The sequence below is a fragment of the Ewingella americana ATCC 33852 genome, assembly GCF_000735345.1.
Taxonomy (GTDB): domain Bacteria; phylum Pseudomonadota; class Gammaproteobacteria; order Enterobacterales; family Enterobacteriaceae; genus Ewingella; species Ewingella americana.
The window spans coordinates 66277-78514 of the sequence record NZ_JMPJ01000017.1 but is presented as its reverse complement, the minus strand read 5'-3'; the positions used below and the strand labels follow the sequence as shown (position 1 = coordinate 78514).

Here is a 12238-nt window from a genome sequence, read left to right as displayed (position 1 = left end):
CACCGCAAGAGTGCGTGGAAATGTGAGCCCTCTCCGTCTAAAAGCCCCCTCGCAAAAGGTGTGAGAGTCTCGCAGAGCCTGGGGAGGTTCACTAATATGTTGTACGATAAATCCCTTGAGAGGGACAACTGTGGTTTCGGCCTGATCGCCCACATAGAAGGCGAACCTAGCCATAAGGTCGTGCGTACGGCAATCCACGCACTGGCCCGCATGCAACACCGTGGCGCAATCCTTGCCGATGGCAAGACTGGCGACGGCTGTGGCTTACTTTTACAGAAACCTGACCGTTTCTTCCGCATGGTTGCAGAAGAGCGCGGCTGGCGTTTGGCAAAAAACTACGCCGTTGGCATGTTATTCCTCAGCAAAGATGAAGAAGAAGCTGCTGCAAGCCGCCGCATTATTGAGGAAGAACTGCAAAACGAAACGCTGTCAGTCGTTGGCTGGCGCGACGTTCCGACCAACCCTGACGTTCTCGGTGAGATTGCCCTCTCCTCCCTGCCTCGCATCGAACAGATTTTCGTGAACGCCCCTGCGGGCTGGCGTCCGCGCGATATGGAACGCCGCCTGTACATGGCGCGTCGCCGTATGGAAAAACGTATTGAAGACAAAGACTTCTACGTTTGTAGCTTCTCCAACGTGGTGAACATCTATAAAGGCTTGTGTATGCCAGCCGATTTACCACGCTTCTACCTTGATTTAGCTGACCTGCGTCTGGAATCGGCCATTTGCCTATTCCACCAGCGCTTCTCAACCAACACCGTGCCGCGCTGGCCTCTGGCTCAGCCATTCCGCTATTTGGCGCACAACGGTGAGATCAACACCATTGCCGGTAACCGCCAGTGGGCGCGTGCCCGTGGTTATAAGTTCAAGACGCCACTAATCCCCGATCTGCAAGACGCTGCGCCGTTTGTTAACGAAACAGGTTCTGACTCCAGCTCGCTGGACAACATGCTGGAGCTGTTCTTAGCCGGTGGTATGGACCTGCTGCGCGCTATGCGCCTGCTGGTTCCGCCAGCTTGGCAGCAGAACCCGGACATGGACGACGACCTGCGCGCGTTCTTCGACTTCAACTCCATGCACATGGAGCCGTGGGATGGCCCAGCCGGTATCGTGATGTCAGACGGCCGCTACGCTGCCTGTAACCTCGACCGTAACGGCCTGCGCCCTGCGCGCTACGTCATCACCAAAGACAAGCTGATCACCTGCGCGTCTGAAGTGGGTATTTGGGATTACCAGCCGGACGAAGTGGTCGAAAAAGGCCGCGTCGGACCGGGCGAACTGATGGTTATCGACACCCGTACTGGCAAGATCCACCACTCGGCAGAAACCGATAACGACCTGAAAGGCCGCCACCCGTATAAAGAGTGGATGGAGAAAAACGTTCAGCGTCTGGTGCCGTTTGAAGATCTCTCCGACGCCGAAGTGGGCACTCGCGAACTTGACGATACCCAGCTGGAAACCTTCCAGAAGCAATTCGCTTATAGCAGCGAAGAGCTGGACCAGATCATCCGCGTGCTGGGCGAAAATGGCCAAGAGGCCGTCGGCTCAATGGGTGACGACACGCCATTCGCCGTGCTCTCTAGCCGTCCGCGCATTATTTATGATTACTTCCGCCAGCAGTTTGCGCAGGTCACCAACCCGCCAATCGATCCGCTGCGCGAAGCTCACGTGATGTCTCTGGCGACCAGCATTGGCCGCGAGATGAATGTGTTCTGTGAAGCCGAAGGTCAGGCGCACCGTCTGAGCTTCAAATCACCAATCCTGCTGTGGTCTGACTTTAAACAGCTGACCACGCTGGACAGCAAATACTATCGCGCCGACACGCTGGACCTGACTTACGACCCAGCCGAGCAAGATATGGAAGCCTTTGTCGCCAAGCTCTGTGACGAAGGTGAGCGCAAAGTGCGCGACGGTGCCGTGCTGCTGGTGCTGTCAGACCGCAACATCGCGCCAAACCGTTTACCTCTGCCTGCGCCAATGGCAGTAGGCGCGCTGCAACGCCGTCTGGTTGAGAAGAGCCTGCGCTGCGACGCTAACATCATTGTTGAAACAGCCAGTGCCCGTGACCCGCACCACTTCGCCGTGCTGCTTGGTTTCGGCGCGACGGCGGTCTACCCATACCTCGCCTATGAAACCTTGGCGAAGCTGGTCGACACTCAGGTTATCGACAAGAAATACCGTGAAGTCATGTTGAACTACCGTAACGGTATCAACAAAGGCTTGTACAAAATCATGTCCAAAATGGGCATTTCCACCATCGCCTCTTACCGTTGTTCACAACTGTTCGAAGCTGTGGGTCTGCACAAAGACTTGTCCAACACCTGCTTCCAAGGCGTGGTGAGCCGCATCGGTGGCGCAAGCTACAGCGACTTCGAGCAAGACCTGCAAAACCTGTCCAAGCGCGCATGGTTGAAGCGTAAGACGCTGGAACAGGGCGGCCTGCTGAAATTTGTCCACGGCGGCGAATATCACGCTTACAACCCAGACGTGGTGAACACGCTGCAAGCAGCAGTCAGAAGCGGCGAGTACAGCGACTATCAGCAATACGCCAAACTGGTCAATGAGCGCCCGGTTGCTGCCCTGCGCGATCTGTTGCAGATCACGCCAAAAGGCCAGCCGATCCCAGTCGATCAGGTAGAACCAGCCGAAGGCTTGTTCACTCGCTTCGATACCGCAGCCATGTCCATCGGCGCACTCAGCCCTGAGGCTCACGAGTCTCTGGCAGAAGCGATGAACAGCATCGGCGGTCGCTCCAACTCAGGCGAAGGCGGTGAAGATCCGGCTCGCTACGGCACCAATAAAGTGTCACGCATCAAGCAGGTGGCTTCGGGTCGTTTCGGCGTAACGCCGGCTTATCTGGTGAATGCTGACGTAATTCAGATCAAAGTCGCTCAGGGTGCAAAACCGGGCGAAGGCGGCCAGCTGCCGGGTGACAAAGTGACGCCGTACATCGCGAAACTGCGTTATTCCGTGCCGGGCGTGACTCTGATTTCTCCACCACCGCACCACGACATCTACTCCATCGAAGACTTGGCGCAGCTGATTTTCGACCTGAAACAGGTCAATCCAAAAGCCATGATTTCGGTGAAACTGGTTTCTGAGCCGGGCGTTGGCACTATCGCCACCGGCGTGGCGAAAGCCTATGCGGACCTCATCACCATCGCAGGTTACGACGGCGGTACTGGCGCAAGCCCACTGTCTTCTGTGAAATACGCGGGCTGCCCGTGGGAACTCGGTCTGGTGGAAACTCAGCAAGCGCTGGTTGCCAACGGCCTGCGCCACAAGATCCGCCTGCAAGTAGATGGCGGCCTGAAAACCGGTGCTGACATTATTAAAGCTGCCATCTTGGGTGCTGAAAGCTTCGGCTTCGGTACTGGCCCAATGGTCGCGCTGGGCTGTAAATACCTGCGTATTTGCCACCTGAACAACTGCGCAACCGGTGTTGCAACTCAGGATGACAAACTGCGCCGTAATCACTACCACGGCCTGCCAGAGCGCGTGACGAACTACTTCAAGTTCATCGCTCAGGAAACCCGTGAGATCATGGCCGAGCTGGGCGTGAGCCAGTTGGTTGACCTGATTGGTCGCACTGACTTGCTGCTGGAACTCGACGGTTTCACCGCCAAGCAGAACAAACTGGACCTGTCCGCATTGCTGAAGACAGCAACGCCGCATCCGGGCAAAGCGGTGTACTGCACCGAAAGCAACCCGCCGTTCGACAACGGCAAACTGAACAAAGACATTCTGGATCAGGCCGCGCCGCATATCGATACCAAACAGAGCAAGCCGCTGTTCTTCGATATCCGTAACACCGACCGTTCCGTGGGCGCGCTGCTGTCCGGTGCCATCGCTGAGAAGCATGGCGATCAGGGCATGGCGGCTGACCCAGTTCGCATCAACTTCAACGGTACTGCGGGTCAGAGCTTCGGCGTCTGGAACGCCGGTGGCGTAGACCTGATGTTAACCGGCGACGCTAACGACTATGTGGGTAAAGGTATGGCCGGCGGCCGTATCGCTATTCGCCCACCGATTGGTTCAGCGTTCCGCAGCCACGAAGCCAGCATCATCGGCAACACCTGTCTGTATGGGGCAACCGGCGGCAAGATGTTTGCTGCGGGCCGCGCGGGCGAGCGTTTCGCGGTGCGTAACTCCGGTGCTATCACCGTGGTTGAAGGCATTGGCGATAACGGCTGTGAATACATGACTGGCGGCATCGTCTGCGTGCTGGGCCGTACCGGCGTCAACTTTGGCGCGGGCATGACCGGTGGTTTCGCCTACGTGCTGGATGAAGATGGCGAGTTCCGCAAACGCGTTAACCCAGAATTGGTTGAAGTGCTTGATGTAGAAGAGCTGGCAATCCATGAAGAGCATCTGCGCGGTTTGATCACCGAACACGTACAGTTGACCGCATCGACACGCGGTGAAGAGATTTTGGCTAACTGGCCGGAATGGGCGCCGAAGTTTGCGCTGGTAAAACCTAAGTCCAGTGATGTCAAAGCATTGTTGGGTCACCGTAGTCGTTCCGCAGCTGAGCTGCGGGTACAAGCGCAGTAAGAGGTCAAGATGAGTCAAAACGTTTATCAATTTATCGACTTACAGCGCGTTGATCCGCCAAAGAAACCGCTGAAAATCCGTAAAATTGAATTTGTTGAAATTTACGAGCCGTTTTCAGCGACTCAGGCCGCGTCACAGGCTGACCGCTGTCTGTCTTGCGGTAACCCGTATTGCGAGTGGAAGTGCCCGGTTCACAACTACATTCCTAACTGGCTGAAGCTGGCGAACGAAGGCCGCATTATGGAAGCTGCGGATCTGGCTCACCAGACCAATAGCCTGCCGGAAGTGTGCGGACGCGTCTGCCCGCAAGACCGCCTGTGCGAAGGCTCTTGTACGCTGAATGACGAGTTTGGCGCGGTGACCATCGGCAACATCGAGCGTTATATCAATGACAAAGCCATCGAAATGGGCTGGCGTCCTGATATGTCTCACGTGCAGCCAACCGGCAAACGCGTCGCCATTATCGGTGCGGGCCCTGCTGGCCTTGCCTGTGCCGACGTGCTGACCCGCAACGGCGTGAAAGCCGTGGTGTATGACCGTCACCCTGAAATCGGCGGTCTGCTGACCTTCGGTATCCCGGCCTTCAAGCTGGAAAAATCAGTGATGACCAAGCGCCGCGAGATCTTCACCGAGATGGGTATCGAGTTCCAACTCAATACCGAAGTCGGCAAGGACATCACCGTTGATGCCCTGTTGGCCGAGTACGACGCGGTGTTCTTGGGCGTGGGGACTTACCAGTCAATGCGCGGTGGTTTAGAAAATGAAGATGCACCGGGCGTTTATGACGCGCTGCCATTCTTGATTGCTAACACCAAGCAGCTGATGGGCTATGACGACAGCGTCGACGAACCTTACACCACGATGGAGAAGAAACGCGTCGTGGTGCTGGGCGGTGGTGACACCGCGATGGACTGCGTGCGTACCTCGATTCGCCAAGGCGCAACTCACGTCACCTGTGCTTATCGCCGTGATGAAGAGAACATGCCGGGCTCACGCCGTGAAGTGAAGAATGCCCGCGAAGAAGGCGTTGAATTCAAATTCAACCTGCAACCGCTGAGCATCGAACTGAACAGCGCTGGCCGCGTCAGTGGTGTGCGAATGGCACGTACCGAGCTTGGTGCGCCAGACGCCCAAGGCCGTCGCCGTGCTGAGATTGTCGCCGGTTCCGAACATGTGATGGAAGCAGATGCCGTGGTCATGGCCTTTGGTTTCCGCCCACATAAAATGGAATGGCTGGCAGCGCACGACGTTGAGCTGGACCCTCAGGGCCGCGTCGTGGCACCTGAAGGCAGCGAAAACGCTTTCCAGACCAGCAACCCGAAAATCTTTGCTGGCGGCGATATCGTGCGCGGCTCTGACTTAGTGGTTACCGCTATTGCTGAAGGCCGCAAAGCGGCAGACGGCATCATGAACTATCTCGAAGTTTAAGTTTAAGCGTAACCAGCATGAAAAGCGGGGATGGCAACACCCCCGCTTTTTTTTGCTTTCAACTCTGGCTAGCTAGAACTGGGTATACAGCCCCTCAAATTCAAAGCCGTTGTTCTGGCTGAGTAATTTGTAGAACTCGCCGCTCTTCTTGATGGTTCGCTGCTGAGTTTTCAGGTCCAGCGCAATCAGCCCGTAACGGTTTTTATAGGTATTCAGCCACGACCAGCAATCGATGAAGGTCCACAGGTGGTAGCCTTTGACGTTACAGCCCTCGCTGATGGCCTGATGCAAGTAAGCCAGATGGTTTTGAATGAAGCCGATGCGATAGCTGTCCTGCACTTGCCCGTCTTGAATGAAACGCTCTTCATCCGCCACGCCCATGCCGTTTTCCGAGATATAAGCTTCGATATTGCCGTAGTTGTCGCGGATATCCACGCACAGGTCGTAAATCCCTTCCTCATAGATTTCCCAGCCACGGTAAGGGTTGAACTTACGCCCCGGCATCACATAGCTTTCGAAGAACCATTCCGGCATGAAAGGCGAGTTCGGATCCACCGCCGTCAGCCGCGCCTTGACCCGGCGAGGCTCATAATAGTTGATCCCAAGGATCTGCACGGTGTTTTCGGCGATGATCTGCAAATCGCCCTCTTCAATCACCGGCATCTGATCGTGCTTCTTCAGCACCTCGACCAATTCAGCGGGGAATGCGCCTTTGACTGATGGGTCGAGGAAGCTGCGGTTATAGAACAGGTCGGCGTATTTCGCCGCCTGCACGTCGGCCGGGTTTTCACTGCGTGGATAGCTCGGGCTGAGATTCAAAATCACGCCAATCTTGCTGTTCAGACCGTGGCTTTTGAAAGCGCGAACCGCCATGGCGCTGGCGAGAACCGTGGTGAAAGCCACCTGAGCGGCGCGTTTGAAGTCGACCACGTTCGGATAGTGGAAGTCTTCTAAATAGCCGCCCAGCACCGGCACCACCGGCTCATTGAAGGTGAACCAGCGATAGACTAAATCGCCAAACTCGCGGAAGCAGACATCGCAGTAGTTAACATAGGCCGCCAGCACCTCGCGATTCTCCCAGCCGCCTTTGAGCATCATGGCTTCTGGCATGTCGAAATGGAAAAGATTAACGAAAGGCTTGATGCCCTGCTGAGTTAACTCTCCCAGCACTTTGCGATAGAAAACGATGGCTTCGGCGCAGACTTCCCCGTCGCCCTGCGGGAACATGCGTGCCCACGAGATAGAGATACGGAAGGAGTTATGCCCGGTTTGCTTCATCAGCTGGATGTCTTCGGGGTAGCGATTAAAGAAGTCGGTGGTGACGTCGGTGTTTATGCCGTGGTGGAAGCGGTTAGGGTATTTATCCCAAGACATGTCCCACTGGGTGCGGCCTTTGCCGGTATTACCGCGACCTTCCGCCTGCTCTGCTGACCAGGCACTACCCCACCAGAAGTCCTGCGGGAAAGATAAAAACTGTGGTTTCAGCTTCATGCGAGCACCCCCGCAGCCATCTGATTCCCTTCATTAATTGCAGCAACGCCTTGGTGTTCAACATTCAATACGTCCATACCCATCCTCTCCATAAATGCACAGTCGTGATGAGCATTTAGCATGGTCGGGATGCTTTGCTGAGTAAACAAGTAACAGCGGCAGATGAAAGCTTTGTGATAACCATCACCAAGTGAGGGGGAATACGCGCCGCTTCCTCGAAAAACAGTCATAAAAAAACCCCGCATCAGATGCAGGGTTTCGAGAGTGGTTTTGCTACCGGAGCTTACTTCACCACGCGAAGTGCAGGACGCCCACCGCGAGGCGGCGTCGGTGGCTCATCGTCCGGATCCTCTTCTGAGACATCCGGCAAATCACCGTCGATCACCGACATGGTTGGCGCTGAATCTGACATTTCGCTTTCGTCGCTGTGGTCCTCGAAGGTGCCATCTGCGTCGTAAGCAGGTTCAGGTTCGAACATAGTCCCTGCGCCATTTTCACGGGCGTAGATCGCCAGCACGGCGGCAATTGGCACGAAAACGTTGCGAGGAACGCCGCCGAAGCGCGCGTTAAAGCGAACGTCATCGTTACCTAACTCGAGGTTACCGACGGCGCGCGGTGCCACATTGAGGACAATCTGACCATCGCGGGCAAATTCCATCGGCACCATAACGCCCGGCATTGTGACGTCGACTACCAAGTGCGGCGTCAGCTGGTTGTCGAGCAACCAGTCGTAGAACGCCCGCAGTAGGTAGGGACGGCGTGGAGACATGTCAGTCATCTCCATTGCTTAACCTCGGGTATGTAAACGCATTTCGCGCTCTGGTTCAGTCAAAGAGGCCAAGAAAGCATCACGCTCGAATACGCGAGTCATGTAACCTTTCAGCTCTTTAGAACCCGCGCCTGACAGCTCAATGCCCAACTCAGGCAAACGCCATAACAACGGAGCCAGATAGCAGTCAACCAGACTGAATTCTTCGCTCTTGAAGTAAGGCATGTAAGAGAAAATTGGCGCGATGGCGAGCAGTTCTTCACGCAGTTGCTTACGCGCAGCGTCAGCTTCTTGTGCAGAACCCTGTTCGATTTGGCGCAGCAGTGAGTACCAGTCGTTCTCGATGCGGTGCATCATCAGACGGCTTTCACCACGAGCAACCGGATAAACCGGCATTAATGGAGGATGCGGGAAACGCTCATCAAGGTATTCCATGATGATGCGTGATTCAAACAGAGTCAGCTCACGATCGACCAGCGTTGGAACGGTGCGATATGGGTTGAGGTCAATAAGATCCTGCGGCAAGTGATCCATATCCACCTGCTCGATCTCGACGCTAACACCTTTTTCCGCCAGTACGATACGTACTTGATGGCTAAAAATGTCGGTCGGGCCGGAAAACAGCGTCATTACCGAACGTTTGTTGGCAGCGACAGCCATGAAAACCTCCAAGTTTATCTAGAATAATCTGCGAATAGCCAACTGGTCAGGCTTATATCCTGAACAATCATCTTCACCACCAGCCCGCAGTCTCGCTCCGTAGTTTCGCTTCTAGTTTCTTCAATAAACGTTGGCAAGGTAAACCCTAGCCATAGAGTGCGGTAACGGGAACTGCTCGGCGAACAGGCACAAAAGTGTGTGATAGTTTACCAGATTTTGACCGGTCTGTGGGGACGGGATGGAGGATTTCGTGGGGAAATGTGTGTCAGAAGGCAATTTGTTGAGGCATTACGCAAATTTCAGGCATAAAAAAACCCGGTGAAGCACCGGGTTTTTGACGCTGTTCTTTGTGCCGAAGCAGAAAGAATTAACGCTTGGAGAACTGAGGACGACGACGTGCTTTACGCAGACCGACTTTCTTACGTTCAACCTGACGAGCATCACGAGTAACGAAGCCAGCTTTACGCAGTTCGCCACGAAGATTTTCGTCATATTCCATCAGTGCACGAGTGATACCGTGACGGATAGCACCAGCTTGACCAGAGATACCACCACCTTTAACAGTGATGTACAGGTCAAATTTCTCAACCATGTCGACCAGTTCCAGAGGTTGACGAACTACCATGCGGGCAGTTTCACGACCAAAGTACTGTTCCAGGCTACGCTGGTTAATTACGATGTTACCACTACCCGGTTTGATGAAAACGCGAGCGGCGGAGCTTTTGCGGCGACCAGTGCCGTAGTATTGATTTTCAGCCATTGCCTATAATCCCGAATTAAATGTCAAGAACTTGCGGTTGTTGCGCCGCATGAGTGTGCTCGTTACCCGCGTAAACTTTCATTTTACGGTACATTGCACGACCCAGCGGGCCCTTTGGCAACATGCCTTTAACCGCGAGCTCGATCACGCGTTCAGGACGGCGAGCGATCATCTCTTCAAAGGTCGCTTGCTTGATACCACCGATGTGGCCGGTGTGATGGTAATAAATCTTGTCGTTACGCTTGTTGCCGGTAACAGCAACTTTTTCTGCGTTCAGAACGATGATGTAATCACCAGTATCAACGTGCGGAGTGTATTCCGCTTTATGTTTGCCACGCAGACGGCGAGCCAGTTCAGTGGCCAGGCGACCTAAAGTCTTGCCGGTTGCGTCAACTACGAACCAGTCACGTTGTACGGTTTCCGGTTTAGCTGTAAAAGTTTTCATTAAAAGCTTACCCAATTAAAGTTACACGTTGGCGAACACCCTAACGCCTATATGTTTTTACAAACCGAAGTTCATAAAATAAGTATTGGAGGTTCACACGACCATCGTCCAGCAAACCTACCCCTTCGAATAGCCAATGCCGGCACTTATAAAGTTTCGGGAAAAAAACTTCGTAGTAACGTGGGGTCGCAAGATTATAGAGAAGTCGCCCACAAAGATCGAACCCTTTTTTGACTAAAATGCAGTTTTCGCAGCCGATTCTTTTTTCAGCCATCAAACCCTGCAACTTAGGGCAGATGCGGGCGCTTAAGGTACTCCTCGCTCTGCATTTCCTGCAATCGCGAGAGGCAGCGCTGGTATTCAAATTTCAGCCGCTCACCCTGATAAATCTCAAACATCGGCTTCTCGGCGGAAATCACCAGCTTGACGTGGCGCTCATAGAATTCGTCCACCAGCGCCAGAAAACGGCGGGCCGGGTTTTCATCTTTCACGCCCATCACCGGCACATTGTGCAGCAGCACGCTGTGGTAGATTTTCGACAGCGCAATGTAATCCAGCTGGCTTCTGGCCTCTTCGCACAGGGTGTGGAACTCCACCGCCAGCACGCCATCGCCGGAGGCAATCGCCTGTAGCGGGCGGTGATTCACCTGCAACACCGGGCCGGCTTCCCCCTCTTGGCCTGCAAGTTTGTCGAACATGTGCTGCATCGCGACCTGAGTATCTGGCTGTAGCGGCGTCAGCCACAAATTGGCCTGAGTCAGCGTCCGCAGGCGGTAGTCGATACCCGCGTCGACGTTCATCACGTCGCAATATTCTTTAATCAAATCAATCGCGGGCAGGAAACGCGCGCGCTGCAAGCCGTTACGATAAAGGTTGTCCGGCGGAATGTTCGAGGTGGCAATCAGCGTAATGCCACGGGCAAACAGTGCCTGAAGCAGGGTCGCCAGCAGCATCGCGTCGGTAATGTCAGAGACAAAAAACTCGTCGAAGCACAGCACGTCGGTTTCCGCTTTAAAACCGTCGGCGATGATTTCCAGCGGATCTTCCTTGCCCTGTAGCTCGGTTAATTGCTCGTGGACTCGCAACATAAAGCGATGGAAATGCAAACGCAGCTTGCGATCGCCGGGAAGTGTCTGAAAAAACAGATCCATCAGCCAAGTTTTCCCCCGCCCGACCCCGCCCCACATATATAATCCTTGGGCTGGTCTCTGCGGGCTCTTTTGAGCACTTTTGCCGAACAGTCTTCCCAGCAGGCCGGGACGGGCCGAAGGTGAAACCTGCGCAGCACCAGCTTGAGCATTTAACGCGTGGTAAATGGCATCTAGTCGCGTGACGGCGGCAAGCTGAACATCATCTGGCTGGAACTCACCGGCCGATAATGCGTTCTTATATAATGTCAGTGGTGTAATGGGTTGCATGTGGTTCAACGTCCCTGAGAAAATATTTTTCAGTATTTCGCGGAGGTTATGCGCAGATTTAATGCCTATTCGCCGCTTTTATCACCCGTCTGCTCGTGAAAAAACCGCTTTCCCTTGGCGATTGTTCGCCTAGGATTCCACTCAGACAAGGTAAACGGTTATAGTGGACTTATACGGGTCGAAACGTATGTTGAATTTACGTTAAAACCATTGCGTGAAAAAGCCCTACGGAACAACGAAGTCAAAATAGGAGTCATTATGACCTGGGAGTATGCGCTCATTGGATTAGTGGTCGGTATCGCCATCGGTGCGGTAGCGATGCGCTTTGGCAATCGTAAATTACGCGATCAGCAAGTGATGCAAAACGAGCTGGAGAGAAGCAAAGCAGAACTCGAAGAATATCGTCAGGAACTCACTGGCCACTTCGCCCGCAGCGCCGAGCTGCTGGACAACATGGCTACCGACTATCGCCAGCTTTACCAGCACATGGCGAAAAGCTCGAATAACTTACTGCCAGATATGCCGGCACATGATAATCCGTTCAACTACCGTTTGACGGGTTCTGAAGCAGACAACGATCAGGCACCGGTTGAGATGCCACGCGATTACTCAGACGGCGCATCTGGCCTGCTGCGCGGTGAGCGCACTGGTCGTAAATAAGGTTCTACCTTGCTCCGCGACGCTATTCATCGTTGCGGGCAACTCGCGGCGCG

At 54.4% G+C, this 12238-nt stretch carries 10 protein-coding genes; 3 read left to right on the top strand and 7 right to left on the bottom strand.

Translation table 11 applies throughout. The annotated features are described in order from the left end of the window. Positions 1–96 precede the first annotated feature (96 nt). Together gltB and GEAM_RS00460 are read left to right on the top strand one after the other, a co-directional pair. Positions 97–4554 carry a glutamate synthase large subunit gene (gltB, locus tag GEAM_RS00465; RefSeq protein ID WP_034786730.1) on the top strand — a complete coding sequence of 1486 codons (4458 nt, stop codon included), beginning with the start codon at positions 97–99 and terminating at the stop codon, positions 4552–4554. A gap of 9 nt (positions 4555–4563) precedes the next feature. Beyond that, complete coding sequence (locus GEAM_RS00460; RefSeq protein WP_034786729.1) at positions 4564–5982, top strand: glutamate synthase small subunit; 1419 nt, start codon at positions 4564–4566, stop codon at positions 5980–5982. A gap of 72 nt (positions 5983–6054) precedes the next feature. Here GEAM_RS00460 and GEAM_RS00455 read toward each other — a convergent pair whose 3' ends face one another. The 7 genes from GEAM_RS00455 to zapE form a co-directional block, all read right to left on the bottom strand. Further along, positions 6055–7473 (bottom strand): glycoside hydrolase family 1 protein, encoded by a 1419-nt coding sequence (locus GEAM_RS00455; RefSeq protein WP_034786728.1) that lies wholly within the window; start codon positions 7471–7473, stop codon positions 6055–6057. Further along, entirely contained in the window at positions 7470–7703 is a 234-nt protein-coding gene (locus GEAM_RS00450) for a hypothetical protein (RefSeq protein WP_034786727.1), read from the bottom strand. The genes GEAM_RS00455 and GEAM_RS00450 overlap by 4 nt, the downstream gene beginning before the upstream one ends. 53 nt (positions 7704–7756) lie before the next feature. Further along, entirely contained in the window at positions 7757–8257 is a 501-nt protein-coding gene (gene sspB / locus GEAM_RS00445) for a ClpXP protease specificity-enhancing factor (RefSeq protein ID WP_034786726.1), read from the bottom strand. A 3-nt stretch (positions 8258–8260) separates the two neighbouring features. Further along, entirely contained in the window at positions 8261–8902 is a 642-nt protein-coding gene (sspA, locus tag GEAM_RS00440) for a stringent starvation protein SspA (RefSeq protein ID WP_034786725.1), read from the bottom strand. A gap of 367 nt (positions 8903–9269) precedes the next feature. Continuing rightward, positions 9270–9662, bottom strand: coding sequence for a 30S ribosomal protein S9 (gene rpsI, locus GEAM_RS00435; RefSeq protein ID WP_013577238.1), 393 nt, complete (start codon positions 9660–9662; stop codon positions 9270–9272). A gap of 16 nt (positions 9663–9678) precedes the next feature. Continuing rightward, positions 9679–10107: a 50S ribosomal protein L13 gene (rplM, locus tag GEAM_RS00430; protein ID WP_013577239.1), complete on the bottom strand. Its 429-nt coding sequence runs from the start codon at positions 10105–10107 to the stop codon at positions 9679–9681. 287 nt (positions 10108–10394) lie between these two features. Next, the gene (zapE, locus tag GEAM_RS00425) at positions 10395–11525 is read right to left on the bottom strand and encodes a cell division protein ZapE (protein WP_034786724.1); all 1131 of its coding nucleotides are present in this window, start codon (positions 11523–11525) and stop codon (positions 10395–10397) included. Positions 11526–11783: 258 nt separating this feature from the next. Here zapE and zapG point away from each other — a divergent pair, with 258 nt between their 5' ends. Then, entirely contained in the window at positions 11784–12185 is a 402-nt protein-coding gene (gene zapG / locus GEAM_RS00420) for a Z-ring associated protein ZapG (RefSeq protein WP_034786723.1), read from the top strand. Positions 12186–12238 lie beyond the last annotated feature (53 nt).

Bases quoted from the DNA above. Each gene is read 5' to 3' on its own strand.
- gltB (WP_034786730.1), top strand. From the start codon at position 97: ATGTTGTACGATAAATCCCTTGAGAGGGACAACTGTGGTTTCGGCCTG.
- GEAM_RS00460 (WP_034786729.1), top strand. From the start codon at position 4,564: ATGAGTCAAAACGTTTATCAATTTATCGACTTACAGCGCGTTGATCCG.
- GEAM_RS00455 (WP_034786728.1), bottom strand. From the start codon at position 7,473: ATGAAGCTGAAACCACAGTTTTTATCTTTCCCGCAGGACTTCTGGTGG.
- GEAM_RS00450 (WP_034786727.1), bottom strand. From the start codon at position 7,703: ATGACTGTTTTTCGAGGAAGCGGCGCGTATTCCCCCTCACTTGGTGAT.
- sspB (WP_034786726.1), bottom strand. From the start codon at position 8,257: ATGGAGATGACTGACATGTCTCCACGCCGTCCCTACCTACTGCGGGCG.
- sspA (WP_034786725.1), bottom strand. From the start codon at position 8,902: ATGGCTGTCGCTGCCAACAAACGTTCGGTAATGACGCTGTTTTCCGGC.
- rpsI (WP_013577238.1), bottom strand. From the start codon at position 9,662: ATGGCTGAAAATCAATACTACGGCACTGGTCGCCGCAAAAGCTCCGCC.
- rplM (WP_013577239.1), bottom strand. From the start codon at position 10,107: ATGAAAACTTTTACAGCTAAACCGGAAACCGTACAACGTGACTGGTTC.
- zapE (WP_034786724.1), bottom strand. From the start codon at position 11,525: ATGCAACCCATTACACCACTGACATTATATAAGAACGCATTATCGGCC.
- zapG (WP_034786723.1), top strand. From the start codon at position 11,784: ATGACCTGGGAGTATGCGCTCATTGGATTAGTGGTCGGTATCGCCATC.